This window comes from [Phormidium] sp. LEGE 05292 (genome assembly GCF_015207735.1).
In the GTDB taxonomy this organism is placed as follows: domain Bacteria; phylum Cyanobacteriota; class Cyanobacteriia; order Cyanobacteriales; family Aerosakkonemataceae; genus Floridanema.
Genome location: NZ_JADEWG010000132.1, coordinates 1 through 17,714 on the forward strand (window position 1 = coordinate 1; position 17,714 = coordinate 17,714).

Annotated in this window: 17 protein-coding genes; 3 read left to right on the forward strand and 14 right to left on the reverse strand. The window is 40.4% G+C overall.

All coding sequences use genetic code 11. The features are described from left to right. Nucleotides 1-100: 100 nt before the first annotated feature. From IQ264_RS25420 to IQ264_RS25450, 7 genes are all read right to left on the reverse strand, one after another. Nucleotides 101-571, reverse strand: a complete 471-nt coding sequence (locus tag IQ264_RS25420; RefSeq protein WP_193984164.1) for a GNAT family N-acetyltransferase — start codon at nucleotides 569-571, stop codon at nucleotides 101-103. After that, complete coding sequence (locus IQ264_RS25425) at nucleotides 572-715, reverse strand: hypothetical protein (protein ID WP_178381652.1); 144 nt, start codon at nucleotides 713-715, stop codon at nucleotides 572-574. Between the two features lie 73 nt (nucleotides 716-788). Continuing rightward, nucleotides 789-2,030, reverse strand: coding sequence for an AmpG family muropeptide MFS transporter (locus IQ264_RS25430; RefSeq protein WP_228061808.1), 1,242 nt, complete (start codon nucleotides 2,028-2,030; stop codon nucleotides 789-791). Nucleotides 2,031-2,278: 248 nt separating this feature from the next. Then, entirely contained in the window at nucleotides 2,279-2,893 is a 615-nt protein-coding gene (gene lexA / locus IQ264_RS25435; protein ID WP_193984169.1) for a transcriptional repressor LexA, read from the reverse strand. Nucleotides 2,894-3,155: 262 nt separating this feature from the next. Next, on the reverse strand, nucleotides 3,156-4,076 hold the full coding sequence (gene argF / locus IQ264_RS25440; protein WP_193984170.1) for an ornithine carbamoyltransferase: 921 nt from the start codon (nucleotides 4,074-4,076) through the stop codon (nucleotides 3,156-3,158). A gap of 144 nt (nucleotides 4,077-4,220) precedes the next feature. Beyond that, nucleotides 4,221-4,634, reverse strand: a complete 414-nt coding sequence (locus IQ264_RS25445; protein WP_193984172.1) for a hypothetical protein — start codon at nucleotides 4,632-4,634, stop codon at nucleotides 4,221-4,223. Between the two features lie 227 nt (nucleotides 4,635-4,861). Then, complete coding sequence (locus IQ264_RS25450; protein WP_193984174.1) at nucleotides 4,862-5,716, reverse strand: FAD-binding domain-containing protein; 855 nt, start codon at nucleotides 5,714-5,716, stop codon at nucleotides 4,862-4,864. A gap of 105 nt (nucleotides 5,717-5,821) precedes the next feature. Here IQ264_RS25450 and IQ264_RS25455 point away from each other — a divergent pair, with 105 nt between their 5' ends. Next, nucleotides 5,822-6,895, forward strand: coding sequence for a WD40 repeat domain-containing protein (locus IQ264_RS25455; RefSeq protein ID WP_193984177.1), 1,074 nt, complete (start codon nucleotides 5,822-5,824; stop codon nucleotides 6,893-6,895). Between the two features lie 49 nt (nucleotides 6,896-6,944). Here the strand turns inward: IQ264_RS25455 and IQ264_RS25460 are convergent, their stop codons facing one another. Continuing rightward, nucleotides 6,945-7,628: a CAAD domain-containing protein gene (locus IQ264_RS25460; RefSeq protein WP_193984179.1), complete on the reverse strand. Its 684-nt coding sequence runs from the start codon at nucleotides 7,626-7,628 to the stop codon at nucleotides 6,945-6,947. Between the two features lie 204 nt (nucleotides 7,629-7,832). On the opposite strand from IQ264_RS25460, the gene IQ264_RS25465 reads away from it, so the two are divergent. Then, complete coding sequence (locus IQ264_RS25465; RefSeq protein ID WP_193984182.1) at nucleotides 7,833-8,999, forward strand: cysteine desulfurase family protein; 1,167 nt, start codon at nucleotides 7,833-7,835, stop codon at nucleotides 8,997-8,999. Here IQ264_RS25465 and malQ read toward each other — a convergent pair. The 3 genes from malQ to IQ264_RS25480 all read right to left on the reverse strand — a co-directional run bounded on the left by malQ (nucleotide 8,996) and on the right by IQ264_RS25480 (nucleotide 13,792). Beyond that, entirely contained in the window at nucleotides 8,996-10,513 is a 1,518-nt protein-coding gene (malQ, locus tag IQ264_RS25470) for a 4-alpha-glucanotransferase (RefSeq protein WP_193984184.1), read from the reverse strand. The two genes, IQ264_RS25465 and malQ, sit on opposite strands and share 4 nt — an antisense overlap. A 209-nt stretch (nucleotides 10,514-10,722) precedes the next feature. Beyond that, the gene (locus IQ264_RS25475; protein ID WP_193984194.1) at nucleotides 10,723-11,907 is read right to left on the reverse strand and encodes a glycosyltransferase family 4 protein; all 1,185 of its coding nucleotides are present in this window, start codon (nucleotides 11,905-11,907) and stop codon (nucleotides 10,723-10,725) included. 121 nt (nucleotides 11,908-12,028) lie between these two features. Then, complete coding sequence (locus IQ264_RS25480) at nucleotides 12,029-13,792, reverse strand: DUF2079 domain-containing protein (protein WP_193984186.1); 1,764 nt, start codon at nucleotides 13,790-13,792, stop codon at nucleotides 12,029-12,031. 244 nt (nucleotides 13,793-14,036) lie between these two features. On the opposite strand from IQ264_RS25480, the gene IQ264_RS25485 reads away from it, so the two are divergent. Continuing rightward, the gene (locus IQ264_RS25485) at nucleotides 14,037-15,230 is read left to right on the forward strand and encodes a histidine kinase (protein ID WP_193984188.1); all 1,194 of its coding nucleotides are present in this window, start codon (nucleotides 14,037-14,039) and stop codon (nucleotides 15,228-15,230) included. A gap of 11 nt (nucleotides 15,231-15,241) precedes the next feature. On the opposite strand, the gene mutT is transcribed toward IQ264_RS25485, so the two are convergent. The 3 genes from mutT to IQ264_RS25500 form a co-directional block, all read right to left on the reverse strand. Beyond that, nucleotides 15,242-15,646, reverse strand: a complete 405-nt coding sequence (gene mutT / locus IQ264_RS25490; protein ID WP_193984190.1) for an 8-oxo-dGTP diphosphatase MutT — start codon at nucleotides 15,644-15,646, stop codon at nucleotides 15,242-15,244. 270 nt (nucleotides 15,647-15,916) lie between these two features. After that, nucleotides 15,917-16,261 carry a DUF760 domain-containing protein gene (locus tag IQ264_RS25495; protein ID WP_193984192.1) on the reverse strand — a complete coding sequence of 115 codons (345 nt, stop codon included), beginning with the start codon at nucleotides 16,259-16,261 and terminating at the stop codon, nucleotides 15,917-15,919. Nucleotides 16,262-16,472: 211 nt separating this feature from the next. Then, nucleotides 16,473-17,429 carry an RNA polymerase sigma factor, RpoD/SigA family gene (locus IQ264_RS25500; RefSeq protein WP_193984193.1) on the reverse strand — a complete coding sequence of 319 codons (957 nt, stop codon included), beginning with the start codon at nucleotides 17,427-17,429 and terminating at the stop codon, nucleotides 16,473-16,475. Nucleotides 17,430-17,714: the final 285 nt, after the last annotated feature.

The following is a 17,714-nucleotide window of genomic DNA, read 5'->3' on the forward strand; positions in this document are numbered from 1 at the left end:
AGACAGCAAGGGGACAAGGAGACAAGGAGACAAGGGGACAAGGGGACAAGGGGACAAGGAGACAAGGAGAATTTTTACCTTCTGCTCCCCTGCTCCCCTGCTAAATATACTTCACCATCCACAGAGATTGAGTTTGAAAACCTAACTGGGAATATAAATTAACTGCTGGTTGGTTGGATTGAAAAACCTGAAGACTAATTTGACGATCGCCCCGGTTTTTTGCCCAATCTTCGCCTAATTGCATTAAACTTTTCCCAAGACCTTGACGACGATGTTCGGGAGCAACATAAAGGAGAAAAATGTGAGCATGGCGATCGCCTTTTACCTGATCGATTCCATTACCCAGCCACAAACAACCAACTTTATTTCCAGCAGCATTTTCCAGCTTTTCTTCCACCCACCAAAGCGGAGTTTCCGCCGAGAAATACTTCTCAACTGTAATAGCTAAATGAGAGAAATTCTGCTCAGGAAACAGTTCTTGGTAAGTTTTTTGCATAAACTTAACCAAACTTGCCCGCTCTAAACTCGAACCACTAATAAAGTAATAGTTTGGTGGTAATTTGTACTTCATCTAAGAGGCAGAACTTACCTCTTCAACTGGTGCGGGTGCTGCCATATCCGCAGGTAAAAAGATGCGCGAACTCACCGCTAGTAAAGCCACTAAAAATATTAGCAAAATCAAAAAAGGAGCAACGTATTGACGAAAAATAGCCATAGTTAGGATTGTCTGGTTTGAGTAAAAAAATTGTTTTCCGAGAAGTTTCCCTATCTCTATCTAAAGTTTACAACTACAGATCAAAATCTTCTCGTTCATCTAATCCAGGTCTGGGCATTGGTTGAGGTTGGGGGTTCCAGGGTGCGACAATGGGTAAAAGAGCTAATCCCGGTAAAGCAGCGAAAATACTAATTAGGAAAAATAAAGGCCAACCTGTTCTTTCTGCTAAAAAGCCGGAAGGAGCAACCAAAAGGTCGCGGCTGACAGCCATAAAACTGGTGAGTAAAGCGTATTGAGTAGCAGAAAAACGCTGGTTACAAAGACTCATTAAAAAAGCTACAAAACCTGCGGCGGCGAGTCCTCCACAAAAGTTTTCCACATTGATACTTAACACTAAAAGCGGATAATTTTTTCCAGCTTGCGCCAGAGCAAAATAACCGATATTACTTAAAGCTTGCAATAAACCAAATATCCACAAAGAGCGATTAATCCCAATTTTACTGAGAATTGCGCCTCCGGTTAATGTTCCCACAATCGTAGCAATTAAACCCATTCCGCCCCGAATTGCGCCGATTTCTTTTTGGGCAAAACCAGTTTTGATTAAAAAGGGAGTGGAAAGACTGCTCAGAAATGCGTCACCAAGACTGTAAAGGACGATGAATAGGAGAATTACAAAACCTAAAAGTAAGCCATGACGATAGAAAAAATCTCCAAAAGGTAAAACTACGGCTTCACCTAAAGTTGCCGGACGATTTTCATCTTCTGGTGGCTCTGGAGCAAAGAATGAGGCGACTACACCGACCAGCATGAGAAGGGACATGAACAGGAAAACTGAAGGCCAAGGGATGCTGTCAGCGAGAATAAAGGCTATTGAACCTGTGGCTAAAAGGGCGAGACGATACCCCAAGACGAAAACGGCTGCACCTGCGCCCATTTCTAATTTTTCTAAAACGTCGGTACGGTAAGCGTCAGCAGCGATATCTTGGGTAGCACCGAAAAAGGCAATTACGACGGCGTTAATGGCGAGAAATTGTAAAGCTTGACTTGGTTTTTGGAAGTAGAGGGCAGCGATCGCTAAAATTAAAGCTACTTGAGTTATTGCCAACCAACCACGCCTACGTCCCAAAAATGGCGGTATATAGCGATCGAGTATCGGCGACCACAAAAACTTTAGTGAATAGGGCAAATTAACTAAACCAAACAACCCAATTGCACCTAAATCTATTTTTTCTACCGTCATCCAAGCTTGCAGATTACTTCTCGGTAACAAAAAAGGCAAACCGGAAGAAAAACCCAATAACAAAAGAGCCGCCATTTTGCGACTCTGAAAAACTTTCAGGAAAGACGAAAGTGATTTCACAATTAGCTAAGTAACTCCTCTAGACTTTGGGTTATCTTCTCATAAAAAGGCAGAAGGCAGAAGGCAGAAGGCAGAAGGAAAAATTTCTCCTTGTCCCCTTGTCTCCTTGTCCCCTTGTCCCCTTGTCTCCTTGTCCCCTTGTCTCCTTGTCCCCTTGTCTCCTTGTCCCCTTGTCTCCTTGTCTCCCCATCTCCCCATCTCCCCTAATAGTTGCGCCAAACACCAACTAATTTTCCTTGTATTTGGACTTCTTCTGCTGATGCTTCGATGGGTTGATATTTGGTGTTGGCGGGTTTGAGGATGACGCGATCGCTTTTGCGGTAAAAGCGTTTTAAAGTAGTACCATGACCTTCAACTCTCGCCGCTACAATTGTGCCATTCTTCACTTTGTCGGGTTCGGCGACGGGGTAGAGAATTACTAAATCACCATCAGCAATATGATCTTCGATCATGCTGTCACCCATTACCCTTAAAGCGAATGTTTTTGGTGGTAATGCCTTGCCAAGGTCGAGTTTTTCTACTGAATCGGTGTAAGGTTCTACCATGCAACCAGCTGCAATTGCGCCTAAAATCGGTACGCTACTACTAGGTTCGGTTTCGATTGGCGATCGCAAAATTCTATAAGTCCGAGCTTTGCCATCTGACCAAGTAATATATCCTTTTTCTCGCAAATGATCTAAGCGACTTTGGACGGGTGCAGGCGATTTTAAATTCATCGCTCGCATCATTTGTCTAATTGACGGCGCGTAATGATGCTGGTTGATGTATTCTACTAGCCAGTCATAAAGTTCTTGTTGAGCTTCTGTGAGGGTTTCCATAGTAAAATTTTGGTAATCTGTTCTAGGTAGTTTTTGATCGGTTATGAGCGATCGATTCATCACTCAAAAATTTATCTTCTAGAACATTCGTACTATTAAAAACCCCTTTTTGTCCAGTGTTTTATCGAAAAGAATAAAACTTCAAGTAAAAATTTAGTTCAAACGCTCAGCTTTTTGTCTAGAATAATTCAAGATTTAAGCAACAGTACTAAATATGGGGAAATGGTGCGTTACGTTTCACTAACGCACCCTACGATAGGAATCAGTCTGCGCCGAGTAAACTTGCTAATAAAGCCTTTTGTGCGTGCATTCGATTTTCTGCTTGATCCCAAACTCTTGACTGTGAACCTTCGATTACTTCCTCTGTAATTTCTTCGCCACGATGAGCAGGTAAACAATGTAAAACAATAGCATCCTTATCAGCCACGCTCATCAGTTGTTCATTTACCTGATAAGGTTGAAAAACAGGAATTCTATTATCAGCTTCAGCTTCTTGACCCATGCTAGCCCAAACATCTGTGTAAATTACGTTTGCGGCTTTAGTAGCAGCAATAGGATCGGTTGTAATTGTAACTTCTGTGCGATCGCCTGCGATCGCTTTAGCTTTTTCTACTATATTTGAGTCTGGTTGGTAATCCGCTGGTGAAGCAATTCTGACATTCATTCCCACCATCGCACAACCCAGCAATAGGGAATTAGCCATATTATTCCCATCGCCAACGTAAGTCAAAGTTAAACCTTCAAGCTTACCAAAACATTCTTGTGCTGTTAATAAATCTGCCAAAACTTGACAAGGATGTTCTAGGTCAGTCAAAGCATTAATTACCGGAATTTTCGCATAATCGGCAAAAGCTTGTAAATCCGCTTGAGCAAAGGTTCTAATTGCTAAGATATCTAAATACCGATCCAAAACTCTTGCCGTGTCTTGTAATGGTTCGCCGCGACTGACTTGAGTAACATTAGGATTAAGGTCTATTACTTGTCCTCCCAATTGGTACATCGCCACAGTAAAACTTACCCTAGTTCTAGTCGAAGCTTTAGAGAAGACTAATCCCAGAACTTTGTTACAGCGAATATTTACCTTTTTAGCTTTCATCTGTGTAGCAAGATCCAAAAGTTCTAGTAATTCTTTTGGAGTTAGGTCTGCTAGGCTTAATAAATCTCTTCCTTTGAGTGTTTCCATGCTTTTTCCTAAATTGTTGTGAAATGCGATCGATCTCCTGAGATTTTTCCCAAGAAATCAGCATTTTAAAAAGTTAACAGATATTTTCCCTCAAGCCTAGCTGTAAATTGGGAATTTTCTGACATAGAGATAGTTTCTGCATTTTCACCCAAATACATATTTTTCTGCAACTTTCCAATAACGGGAAAAACGCTTCAAATCAACGTAACCGTGATAATTCAAAAAAGGATTGATCGCCACCACCAACAAACTCAAATCTTTCTCAATTTCCCCACAAATCTCTTTAAATCTTGGACTATGACTTTCCGCCGTTACCACAGTATCAGCATTAAGTTCTTTCGCAAAAGCTAATACTTCATTTGCCACATTACCGCGACGAATCACCACAGGTAACTCTAACAAACATTCATAAATAAAAGTAATTCGTTTCAAACTAATTTGCCATTCTTTAAGCAACTCATCATCCCAAACCCAAATAGCAGACGCATCAGGATATGCTAGCAAAGCGGGATTTTTTGGACTCAAACAATCACCATGTATCCAAATAACTTCACTCATTTCTCAACCCTAATTAATCTAAAACATCTGTGTTCATCTGCATTCATCTGCGTATTAAAAAAAGCGATCGCAAAAACAGATAACCTATATATACTATCTGCGTTCATCTGCGTACATCTGCATTCATCTGCGTACTAAAAAAAGCGATCGCAAAAACAGATAACATATATATACCATCTGTGTTCATCTGTGTTCATCTGTGGACATCTGTGGTAAAAAAAATACTTTCAACGTCGCCTTTTACCCTTTTGCCAACTTTGACTTCCGCTGCGATTTTCCAAAGGTGCAACTTTAGGAAACAAACGCTTTTCCAACTCCTCATAACTTCCTTCAAAATCGCATTTACCATACAAAGGACATTGACGACAATAAACCCCTTCCGTATAACGTTCTAAATTTTCCCGATTAAAAAAGTATGGCTTATGACTAAAAGTACTAGCAACCCATTGCCAAGAAAGATTATTACTAGCGGGATCTCCATCTAATAAATGTGATAAAAACCACTTTGCGCCAACTTGCCAACGTATCCTCCGCCAATGCACAATATAAGCTGCCATCCACATTCTGGCATGATTGTGTAAATAGCCGTGCGATCGCAAATCCTGACTAAAATTATCGATACAAACTAAACCTGTACTTCCCGAAATAACATCTTCTGGAAGAGTATCTGCATAATCTTTCACACTGTAACCAGTTTTATATGATTCTTGATCTTGCCAAATTTTATCTCCCAATTCCACGTATAATCTTTGCCAATAGTCTCGCCAACCCAACTCGGTAATTAATTTGGTAGCATCATCTTGATTTTTCACTTTCCCTAAAACAGTATCGCGTACTTCTGCTAAACTGAGTACGCCATAGCGAATATAAGGTGAAAGCTTGGTGACAGCACCAGTTAGGAAATTGCGCGATTTAGCGTAACTTACTGGCTCAATTTTATGCAGCATTTTCTCAGCTGCTTTCCTTCCACCCAATGTTTCGCTAATATGTTCATCTTGTGTTGCTGCATCGGGAAATTGCTCTCTGAGGTAAGCAACTAATTCATCGCGATTAGTAAATTCGCGTTGCATATCTTTAGTCATTTGGCATCTATTCTGCGCTTTTTTCCACTGTTTTTAGGGTAACTTATATCTGAGTGAAGCACAAAATTTACTAAACTGCTTTATTGGTCTTTTAGGAGTGATAATATGCGTTTCCTTCCCCAAATTTCCGCAAAAATTAGTTTCAGCAAGCAGAAAAGTTGGTCTTTATTCAGTGTATTCTTGTTAATTTTGACAGTAGTTCCGACAAAAATCTATCCACAGACAGAAGCGCAGGCTTTTACTTCAACTACTAATACTGTAATTGCTCAAGAAAATACCACAACAAATTATAGCTTGGCAAAAACTATTTCTCAGCATTCAGGCGGAGTAAAGGGTATTGCGATTAGTCCAGACGGTCAAACTTTAGTGACTGGTAGTAGTGACAAAACTATTAAAGTTTGGAATTTGCAAACAGGTGAATTACAAAGAACACTTTCTGGACATACAGCACCAGTTTTATCTGTAGCGATTAGTAAAGATGGTACCAGTTTAGTGAGTGGAAGTAGCGATCGCACCATCAAAGTTTGGAATTTAAAAACTGGAAGATTGCAAAGAACGATTTCTGGTCATGCTGGCGGAATTTATTCAGTAGCTATTAGTCCCGATGGCAGAACTTTAGTCAGCGGAAGTGGCGATGGAACCATTAAAATTTGGAATGCAAAAACTGGTAGTTTACAACGAACTTTGCGTCCTGATGCTGGGATGATTTTATCAGTGGCGATTAGTCCAGATGGAAAAACGATCGCTAGTGGTAATCAAGATTTAACCGTAAAACTTTGGGATATTAGCAACGGAAAATTACTGCGAAATCTCACCGGACACAGTAATTTTGCTGTTTGGTCAGTTGCTTTTAGTCCCGATGGAAAAAGATTAGCTAGCAGTTCTCATGACGGCGCAATTAAAATTTGGAATCCCGAAACCGGGGAATTACTAAACACTTTTAAAGATGAAAGTCCAGTTTTTTCTGTAACTTTTAGTCCAGATGGCAAAACTATTGCTAGTGGCGATCGAGCTAGTCAAGTAAAAATTTGGGAAATTAGCACTGGCATTGTTTTACAAACTCTAGCTGGACACACCGACAAAGTAGAATCAGTAGCTTTTAGTCCTGATGGCAAAACGCTTGTTACTGGAGGTAGTGGCGCTAAAGACACTAGCATTAGAATCTGGCGTTTGCAGTAGTAAAGCAGATTGTAGAGACGTTTCATGAAACGTCTCTACTGCTACAAATCTAAGGCTTTTTATTACCAAAAACTTGGGCTTTATAATCATCAATTATTTGCCAGAGTTCTTGGCGAGTGCCAGCATTGAGTAAGTAACGGTAAATAAACCAACCTGAGTAGATAATACCAATTAGCTGGAAGAAGGGTTCAAAGAAGGGAATTTCATTGAAAGTATCCAGTAGACCTGAAAGCACTTTTATGCCAATTATAATGGCGATAATGCCACCAACAACTGTTAAAGGTCTTTGATAATCTTTATAGAAATTACCTACAGAATCAGGTAAGCGATCGAGTAAATCCGCAATTTGTTTACCAATTTGTTGGAATTGACTTTGGGCGGCTGTCAAATCTGGTTCCACAGGTTCAGTTGTTACCTTAACTTCCACCTTGGGTAATTGTACTTCTACTGGAGGTGTGGGAGGTGTTGTGACTTTGGGAGTTTCCATAACTGGTAGGGGTGTGGGAGGTGTGGGGGGTGTAGGAGGTGTGGGAGGTGTCATTTCTGCTTTGATATTTAAGCTTGCCCCAGGTGTCGGAGGTTTGACAGATGTGGGTTCAGCTTTTACAGCTAAATCTTCTGTTGGTGGCGGTGGGACTTTCACCTCTTTTTTCTGAATCAGTTCGGGGTCTGGAGGAGTTGGAGGGGTGGGCTTTTCAGCTTCGCCACCAGGGTTTTCTACGTTTGGTTCCATGTTGATTTATCGATAACGACTATTGAAAAGAAATACTTACGAAACAAGACTATCAGGATTAAGCGATCGTACTAAAGGACTTAGACATAATTGATAAGATTATTTTAGTTTGTAAAACTTGTGTAACTATCTGTAGCTGGATACGCCCTCTCTCGTAAGCTACATTGTATTGTCTAAATTGTGTTGTGTTTTAAACCAATAGGTATGTCTCACCGTCCAATTTATCTAGATAACCATGCGACTACACCCCTCGACGAACGGGTATTAGACGCAATGCTTCCTTACTTCCGAGAACATTTTGGCAATCCTGCTAGTATCAGTCATGTCTACGGTTGGGAAGCGGAAGCCGCTGTGAAGGAGTCTCGACAAATTTTAGCAGAGGCGATTCACGCCACACCAGAAGAAATTGTTTTTACTAGTGGCGCAACGGAAGCTAACAATTTAGCCATTAAAGGTGTAGCAGAAGCTTATTTTAAAAAAGGACGACATATTATTACTGTTCAAACCGAACATAATGCTGTTCTTGACCCTTGCTACTATTTACAATCTTTGGGCTTTGAAGTTACTTTTCTGCAAGTGCAAAATGATGGATTAATTGATTTAACCGAGTTGGTGAAAGCAATTCGTCCTGATACAATTTTAGTCTCCGTAATGACGGCAAATAACGAAATTGGGGTTGTGCAACCTTTAGCAACAATTGGGGCTATTTGTCGAGAAAATGAAGTACTTTTTCACACTGATGCAGCGCAAGCGATCGGCAAAATTCCCTTAGACGTTGAAGCAATGAAAATTGATTTAATGTCTTTGACGGCACATAAAATTTATGGGCCAAAAGGAATCGGTGCTTTGTATGTCAGAAGACGCAATCCGAGAGTGAAATTATCGCCACAAATGCACGGTGGTGGACATGAACGGGGAATGCGATCGGGTACATTATACACCCCTCAAATTGTCGGTTTTGCTAAAGCAGTAGAGTTGGGACTTTCCGAAATGGATTCGGAAGCCAAACGACTGATTAATTTACGTCAGCGGTTGTGGGCAAAAATTTGTCAGCTTCATGGCATTGTGTTAAATGGTCATCCGATTCAAAGATTACCAGGAAACTTAAATATCAGTGTGAAAAATGTAGATGGTGCTGCACTTGCCTTGGGATTAAAACCAATAATTGCCGTATCTTCAGGTTCGGCTTGCACTTCCACGAAAACTTCCCCTTCTCATGTTTTAACAGCCTTGGGACACTCGCCAGAGTTGGCTTTTGCGTCAGTTCGCTTTGGAATTGGTCGGTTTAATAATGAGTTAGAAATTGATATAGCCGCCGAACATTTGTGCAAGACTGTTAAACCATTACAGACGGTTTTTAGTTCTATTTAACGGTTGTAAAGTTGAGTGGTTTTTCGTAAGCGATCGCTCAATTCTTCATTCAACAAATCGGAACTAGTAAACCGCCATCGCCAATTCCCCGCATTTACACTAGGGTCATTCATTCGGGCACGATTATCCAATCCTAAAACATCTTGTAAAGCGATTATTGCTAAATTAGCGACTGAAGCAAGCGCCATCCGAATGAAAACCCAATTGATTTCTTTGATTTCTTGGTAATGGGAATAACCCAAATATTCTGCAATATACAGCTTTTCTTTGTCACTAGCCTGTTCCCACCAACCAATTATCGTATCATTATCGTGAGTGCCGGGATAAACCACACAATTAGGGATGTAATTATGGGGTAAATAAGAATTCGTGGAATCATCGGCAAAAGCAAACATTAAAATTCGCATTCCGGGGAAGTTAAAGCGATCGCGCAACTCCTCCACTTCCGGGGTAATAATTCCTAAATCTTCTGCTAAAACCGGGAGATCTCCTAAAGCTTGACCCAGCTTTTCAAAAAAGTCTTCTCCTGGCGCTTTAATCCATTCTCCTTTCATTCCCGTAGTTTCTCCCGCAGGGATGCGCCAGAAAGCTTCAAACCCCCGAAAATGATCGATTCTGACAATATCTACATATTGCAAAGTGGCTTTAAATCTATCAATCCACCAAGCATAATTCGTACTCTGTAAATGTTCCCAATTATAAATGGGATTTCCCCACAATTGCCCAGTTTCACTAAAGTAATCTGGAGGAACACCAGCCATCCAAGCAGCTTCTAAAGTTTCGGGATCGAGGGCAAAATTTTCTTGACTCGCCCAAACATCGGCACTATTATGACAAACATAAATGGAAACATCGCCAATAATTTGAATGTTTTTTTCATTGGCATATTTACGTAAAGCTTTCCATTGCTCAAAAAACTTAAATTGTAAGAATTGATGATACAAAATTAAGTCCTTTAAAAGTTCTTTTTGTTCTTTAATCGCTTGTGGTTCCCTTTTCGCAATTGCTCGATCCCAATAATTCCAAGCTTGTCCATTATGCACTTCTAAAAGAGACATAAATAGCACATAATCATCTAACCACCAAGCTTGTTCCTGACAAAATTTTTCCAGTTCGGGATTTGGTCGATCTTTTATAGTTAAGCGAAAGCGATCGAACGCTAATTTCAAATACTCATATTTGTGTGAAATTACTTCGTCGAAGTTAACGCGATCGTAAGCACCTTTTTCACTCGCCGAAACAGGCTTTAATTCTTCCGATTTTAGCAATCCTTCACTAACTAACTTTTCTAAACAAATCATTAAAGGATTGCCAGCAAAAGCACTATAATTCATTGTATAAGGCGAGTGTTCATATCCCGTTGGCCCTAACGGTAACACCTGCCAAAATTTTTGACCGCTGTTCACTAAAAAATCGACAAAATTATAAGCTGCTTGTCCTAAATCACCAATACCAAAATCGCTAGGTAAACAAGTAGGATGTAGTAAAATTCCACTAGAACGCTGCAAAGTCATAGTTTTCCATAAGTTAACAAACTCAAGGTAGATAATTCCCTTGACCTATTGGATGCTACTAGATCTCAGCAATTTTTAGCATAAGTCTTAAGTATGATTTTGAATTTATATGGCATTCCTATTTAAGCTTTAAACTCCTTCTTATCTCTGCGTTCTCTGCGTCTGGAACGGTTCAAAAAAAGATTAATTCATCAATCTAAAATCAGACCTTACCACATAACCTGATTTCTTTCTTTAATCACTCGTTGATAAACAGTTTGAGTCTGCAAAGCTAAATCAGCCCAACAAAACCGCTGTTTCAAATCGTGGTAAGCATTCTCTACTAAATGTTGTGATAACTCTGGATTACGCAAAACTTCTAAAATTCCCCAAGCTAAGGAATCAGCATTATTTGTCCAAGTTACGATCCCCGTTTTACCATGTTGTACTACTTCTGGCAAACCGCCTGTATCTGAAACTACCACAGGTACTTTCGCTGCAAAACTTTCTAAAGCTACAATGCCAAAAGGTTCATAAAGACTGGGAAAAACTGCACAATTAGCAATGGTTTGAAACTTGTTCAAATCTTCATCAGACATGAAACCTGTAAAACAACATCTATCCCAAATTCCAATTTGCCAAGCTTGCTGTTTAAGATGATCGGTATTTCCCCCACCAACGATCACGATTTTTACTTTTCCTTTCATTTCCCAGACTACTTTAGGTGCAGCATTTAACAGCAACCAAACACCTTTTTCATGGGAAATTCTGCCCACATAATAGACAATTTTTTCATCATCTTTGGCAAAGCGGCGACGAAATTCTTGGCGATCGAAACCGTTACCGTTTTTCTTTTCAGCGCGAATGCCATTATAAATTACATCTATTTTATCTTCAGGGGTAACTAAAACTCTGCTTACTTCGTGGCGCATATACTCAGTACAAACAATTACTCGCCAAGATTCATAAGTCAGGCGTTTTTCTTTCTCACTAATATAACGTTGTTGATAATTATAAATTCCATTATAACGACCATATTCTGTAGCATGAATCGTTGTTACTAAAGGAATTTTGAAATAATGTTTCAGTGCGATCGCCGCATCTCCCACCAACCAATCATGAGCATGAATGACATCAAACGGCCCCTCTTCCATTATCAGTTTACCGCCATGAACACCCATGCTATTATTCAAATTGCCGATCCAGTGCAAAAAATCATGACCCCAGCTTACTGGTATCCGGTGGATATGCACGCCTTCTACCAATTCATACATGGGTGCTTCCCCGAACTCTGATGTAATCAAATGGATCTCATGCCCCAGTTTGACTAATTCCGGGTATAGTTCTGCTACGTGACGAGAAATTCCTCCTACAATTCGAGGCGGAAATTCCCAAGATAACACCAGAATTTTCATCAGTACCAATTCCAATAAGCTAAGAGAGTTAAAGTAAGCTACATTACAAACCAATACTATCAGTATGGTCATTGTAGCTTACTATATTTAGTTATGTTAAGAAAATCTTTCCCGGCTGGCTCTAACACTTGGGTTTATTTAAGATTGGCGTGATTTCCTGGCGGAATATCTGCCATGCAGAAACAGCATCAGGATTAGATTGTGTTGCCTTCTGCATCAGAATAACTCCATCTTCAAAGCCAATTATTCCGTATAAGCGATTACCGAATATTTTATCAATAGTTTGCACGCTATCTTGTAAAATTTGGCAATCAGTTTTAAAGGCAACTTGGTAATTTTTTAACTGCCATAAATCTGCGATCGCATAATCTACACTTACCACCTCTCGCCGATCGTTCCGAAATTGCAAAGCTGGAAACCTAATAATCTCACGTCTTCCAGACAAATGAGGCACTATATAAGTTGTCGCTGCTACACTCCTATCTGCTGGAATTCTATCTAATAGGCTACGAATACTACCTGCGTGCTTCCACTGAACATTTATTGGTAGATATACTAAGGGACGAATTGAATCTGGTACGAGAAAAGATAAAGTCCGATTTGGGTTAGAAGTGAAAGTAAACACCAGGGAAAGACAGATACAAATTACCCAAAACCGCTGCATCGATAATTTCAGCAATTTTGGCTTTTTTTCCCACCAATTAGCAACATTACCAATTATTACTTGAACACCGCGAAAAATTGGGTAAGAAAAGAAATCACGCAGCGAAACTAAACCCCTAGCAATTAAATCCCTGACAGGTGCATCAATTAAATTTTGCCTTCCTGCTGCCCACCACAGAATTGTACCGTAGCAAAGTCCCGGAACCACAGTCATTGCGTAGCGAATATTAATTGCTAGTACAGACTGTCCTTGACCCAGTAGTAATTTTAGCAGTGGAAAACCTGCGATCGCCCAAGCCGATGGAGAAAAAGCTGGCACAAAAGCAAAAGGCAACCAATGTGCTAAAAAATAAGTGATAGTACCGTCTACTGGCGTAAGTAATTCTACAAACAACCGCCAGGGATTCTTTACCATTCCCCAGATAATATCTACAGTAGAAGCCTCCGTTCCATCGGCATACTGACCAAACCTTTCGATCATGAATCGTTGGGAAATATCCGCCGAAAATATCGGCATGATTAGGTTAGTCAACACCAGCATATAACCAAAAGCCAGAACACAAACCCCTAAACCAATCCGAGGAAACCTCCGACTAGCAATCATGTAAAAACCGACACCAAATAAACTTACTCCCCCATCTTCCCTGACTGCTAAGATCAGTACAGCCAACAACCCAAACAACCACCAGCGACGTTTTTCCATAGCCAAGAACAACCCAAAAGTAAATAAGGGGATTTGGCAGATATCATGGAAATTAGAGAGAGTAGGCCCGATAATTGCGTTAGCACCATAAAAACTAAAAGTAATTAATGCTGCTAAACGCGGTTGCAGATATTGTCTAGCCAAGGAGTACAAAACTAGACCAGCAGCAGTGACCAAAGTAACCTGCAATACAGTCAAGGTTGTAGGAGAGGGAAACAATGAATACAAGGGTATCCAGAGCAACAAAGCTGGTGTGAAATGTTGCCCTAACCTGTGATAAAACACAGACGGTACTTCACCGTTGTGGACTACATTCGTTGATAACTGGGAGGACAGAGAACTTTGAAAAAATCGACCGTGAATGCTATTCCAAAACACCTGGTTAAATATTCCTTGGTCGTAGGAAGCGTAGAACGTGAAATAACGATGTAGAGTTAAACCCAACATCAGCACGAAAAACGCGATCGCTACAGTAATCACCCCTTTCAAATAGGGATGTTTCCTCCCGTTTAGTACCATCACTCACTTACATTCAACGCCGATGATAAGCCTCTCACATTGCTTTAAATTACTCAAGATACTACCCAGAATGCCCTTACTACCCCCGGTTATACATGGTAGTTGCACTTTTCCCATCAAAATAAATTAGTTTTCAATAGTACCAGGCTCCTTAAGTACCCAAAACGCGATAGCTTATAGATATAGGTGTTATGGGTGAGCTATTCTAACTGGAAAAGGTTTCGCGATCGTCAACTTTTAGAAAATGTTTAACAACTTGTCCATCGTGGTGAATAGAGATTGCATACCAGCAGATGCTGAAAAGTTAACTCATCCCCAAACGCCTCTACAGCTATTGTTATTTGTAGACCAGCGTCCGAGTTCCCATGAGCAACTAAAGCGGCTTCTTGCTTATCTAGAACATCTCAGGAGTGATTACCCCTTTGAACTTGAGGTAGTCGATGTTGGACAACAACCATATCTCGCCGAACACTTTAAACTAGTAGCAACACCAGCCTTAGTGAAAATTCACCCACCACCACGCCAAACACTAGCTGGAAGTAATCTACTCTCTCAATTACAGGATTGGTGGCCTCGCTGGAAAAATAGTGTGGAAGATTACCTAAAATTGCACGAATGGCCTAACAGTAATAGTCAAAATACCCCTTGCTTCTCAGATTTTGCCGAACTCATTCGCCTCTCGGAAGAAATATTTCGCCTGAAAAAAGAGAAAGAGGAATTGCAACAGCAATTGCAGTTTAAAGACCGCATCATTGCCATGTTAGCGCACGATCTTCGTAATCCGCTGACTGCTTCCTTAATTGCCCTAGAAACATTACAATCTAATTACAGCATTGAAACAGGATTCAGCCCAAAATTAACACCCGCCTTAACCATGCGTTTAATTAAACAAGCGCGGATGCAATCTCTAAATATTGAACGGCTGATTACTGATATTTTACAAGCAGCACAGGGAAGTTCTGCTGAACTGCGTATTTTACCGAAAAAACTAGACTTAGCAGAACTTTGTAACGATGTGATCGATTGTTTAAAACATCGATTTGAAACAAAATCTCAGGAATTAAAAACTGATATACCCAACGATCTTCCTGTGGTTTATGCCGACCCAGAAAGAGTGCGTCAGGTGTTAGTAAATCTCTTGGATAACGCCAACAAATACACTCAAGAAGGCGGCATAATTCAAATTTCTATCTTACATCGTACTACCCAAAAAGTTCAGGTCAGTGTGGCTGACAATGGTCTTGGTGTACCCGAAGAAGACCGCGAAGCTATTTTTGAAGAACACTATCGCCTCAAGCGAGATCAAGATAAAGAAGGATACGGAATTGGTTTATCCCTTTGCCAACGCATTATTCGGGCTCACTATGGTCGAATCTGGGTAGATTCTGTGGGAAAAGGCGGCAGTTGTTTTAGTTTTACTCTTCCAGTTTATCGATAGATTGCTCATTATTAAATTTGTTTTAAAGCTTCAATAATTTGTAAATTAGCTATGGGAAACTCATAGCTAGGTAATTCATCCACTGTTACCCAGCGAATTTCATCACATTCTATTGGTTGAGGTTCTCCACTTTCATGGCGACAATGATACACATTTAAAGTTACATGAAATTGACTATAAGTGTGGTTAATAGTAATTAAATGATCGCCGATTTCCACACCAATAGCTAACTCTTCTTGAATTTCTCTTTTGATACAATCTTGTACAGTTTCACCAGGTTCTAATTTGCCACCTGGAAACTCCCATAATCCTCCCATTAATCCTTCTGGGCGGCGACGATCGATCAGAATTTTACCTTGTTCATTCCAAATAACTGCAACACCGATAATTTTGTGGGGTAGAGGGATTTCTGACATGAGCAGGGAACAGAGGAGAAAAAGGAATATAAGTTTGTAGTAGCGACTTTAGTCGTATATTCCTCGCCTAAAAGGACTAAAGTCCTCACAACAAACCAAATTTACTGTAGCCATAATTATGATACCCCTAATTTCCTCATTTTTAGAAACTGGGGAAAAGAGGGGAAATTTTTTAGGCAAAATATTTAGTAATTAAAAGGCTTTTTTCTGGTAAAATTGTAATTTCTATTCAATCAAGCAATTAAAATTAGTTAATCCTCTGCGATCGCACTATTCGACTTCTGAGGAATTGGCTTCTGTTGCTTGTAAAGACTTCTCGAACGCCATTCTTTGTTCTGCATTCCGCAGAAAGTAACCGCTAATCATAGCTGATGCTAATAGCCTTCCTAAATGTTCGCGATTAGTGGTGATGGTAATGCCAAATTGTTCGGAAGGTAAATTTCCCAAAAGTCCCACGATATTACGTTCCATCACCTGAAATACATCTCCAGATGTGGGTTTAGAGAGTTGGGCGATCGTTTCTGGACTCAGGGATTGTACGTATTGCCACAGCCAATTACTTGATTCTGACTCATCTCCAGAGAATTCGGGGAATCGATTAGATGGTTGTTTCACTTTCTTATCTCCCTTTTACTTGCAGCCGCTTAAGTTTTTAGTTGAGATCTTCTGGCAGCAGTCTATGGTTCTTGGGACTAAAATGACTACCTAAGAGTTTCTTTTTCACTACTCTAGCAGTCTATTTATAAAAATGGCAGATTTTAAAATGCAAAATGCAAAATTAAGAAATTCACTGATATTACAGTATTATTTCAGTGAATTTCCGATCTCAACTGGCAATAAATTCATCGATGTCTGCTTTACGTTTGCGGAGTTTGGTGAGTGCTTCCCGTTCGATTTGGCGGACTCTTTCGCGACTAATATTTAAACGATCGCCAATTTTTGCCAAAGTCAACGCTTGCCCATCTTCCAAACCAAAACGCATTGCCAATACCTGCTGCTGTTGCGGTGTTAAATCTGCCATCAGCTTTTCCAAATCTGTATGCAGAGCCGACTGGACAGCAAAATCTTCTGGTGACAGACCAGTATCTTCTAAAAGTTCTCCCAATTCTGTATCTTGGTTATCTCCGACGCGCAAATCTAGTGATAATGGTTGACGCGCTCTTTCTAAATATTCCCTTACTTGTTTGGGAGTTAAATCTAGTTCTTTTGCCAGTTCTGCTGCTGTGGCTGCTCTGCCCAACTGTTGGGAAAGTTGACGTTGAGCTTTTTTAATTTTATTGAGTTTTTCAGTAATATGAATTGGTAAGCGAATCGTGCGGCCTTTTTCTGCGATCGCACGAGTAATAGCTTGGCGAATCCACCAGTAAGCATAAGTTGAAAATCGGTAGCCTTTAGTTGGGTCGAATTTTTCTACCCCCCGTTGCATCCCGATACTGCCTTCCTGAATCAGATCCAACAAATCTACATTACGTTTTATGTATTTTTTGGCTACTGACACTACCAATCGCAAGTTAGCTTCCACCATCTTACGCTTAGCGTATTCGCCCTCTCTCACAATCCGATCCAATTCTGCCTCAGACAGACCAGATTGCTGCCCCCACTCAGCAATGGTGGGTTCATGACCTAGCTGAGCAGCCAGAGTTTCTTTCTCAGCCTGCAAAGCCGTTAGGCGCTGTACTTGCTTACCGTACATGATCTCCTGTTCGTGAGTTAGCAAGGGAACCCGACCAATTTCACGTAGGTAGGTGCGCACAAGATCTGTTGATGTCTGAGTGGTCTTCATGGCGCTTGACTTTAAGTATTATTAACAATTGTAACTTTTATGAGTGAATTTGTACAGCGTCTTGTATGTATTCCTGGCACTATTTAGTACCAGTCCCATATCTTTAGATAAAGGCGACGAGGATCAGATATAGAGGGTACAGCACGAAATAAGTAAAAATTGCATCATGTAAAACAAAATCATAACGATTTGCTTTTTGAAGGCAGAAGGCAGAAGGCAGAAGGCAGAAGGCAGAAGGCAGAAGTAAAAATTCTCCATCCCCCCATCTCCCCATCTCCCCATCTC

Bases quoted from the DNA above. Each gene is read 5' to 3' on its own strand.
- IQ264_RS25420 (WP_193984164.1), bottom strand. From the start codon at position 571: ATGAAGTACAAATTACCACCAAACTATTACTTTATTAGTGGTTCGAGT.
- IQ264_RS25425 (WP_178381652.1), bottom strand. From the start codon at position 715: ATGGCTATTTTTCGTCAATACGTTGCTCCTTTTTTGATTTTGCTAATA.
- IQ264_RS25430 (WP_228061808.1), bottom strand. From the start codon at position 2,030: ATGGCGGCTCTTTTGTTATTGGGTTTTTCTTCCGGTTTGCCTTTTTTG.
- lexA (WP_193984169.1), bottom strand. From the start codon at position 2,893: ATGGAAACCCTCACAGAAGCTCAACAAGAACTTTATGACTGGCTAGTA.
- argF (WP_193984170.1), bottom strand. From the start codon at position 4,076: ATGGAAACACTCAAAGGAAGAGATTTATTAAGCCTAGCAGACCTAACT.
- IQ264_RS25445 (WP_193984172.1), bottom strand. From the start codon at position 4,634: ATGAGTGAAGTTATTTGGATACATGGTGATTGTTTGAGTCCAAAAAAT.
- IQ264_RS25450 (WP_193984174.1), bottom strand. From the start codon at position 5,716: ATGACTAAAGATATGCAACGCGAATTTACTAATCGCGATGAATTAGTT.
- IQ264_RS25455 (WP_193984177.1), top strand. From the start codon at position 5,822: ATGCGTTTCCTTCCCCAAATTTCCGCAAAAATTAGTTTCAGCAAGCAG.
- IQ264_RS25460 (WP_193984179.1), bottom strand. From the start codon at position 7,628: ATGGAACCAAACGTAGAAAACCCTGGTGGCGAAGCTGAAAAGCCCACC.
- IQ264_RS25465 (WP_193984182.1), top strand. From the start codon at position 7,833: ATGTCTCACCGTCCAATTTATCTAGATAACCATGCGACTACACCCCTC.
- malQ (WP_193984184.1), bottom strand. From the start codon at position 10,513: ATGACTTTGCAGCGTTCTAGTGGAATTTTACTACATCCTACTTGTTTA.
- IQ264_RS25475 (WP_193984194.1), bottom strand. From the start codon at position 11,907: ATGAAAATTCTGGTGTTATCTTGGGAATTTCCGCCTCGAATTGTAGGA.
- IQ264_RS25480 (WP_193984186.1), bottom strand. From the start codon at position 13,792: ATGGTACTAAACGGGAGGAAACATCCCTATTTGAAAGGGGTGATTACT.
- IQ264_RS25485 (WP_193984188.1), top strand. From the start codon at position 14,037: ATGTTTAACAACTTGTCCATCGTGGTGAATAGAGATTGCATACCAGCA.
- mutT (WP_193984190.1), bottom strand. From the start codon at position 15,646: ATGTCAGAAATCCCTCTACCCCACAAAATTATCGGTGTTGCAGTTATT.
- IQ264_RS25500 (WP_193984193.1), bottom strand. From the start codon at position 17,429: ATGAAGACCACTCAGACATCAACAGATCTTGTGCGCACCTACCTACGT.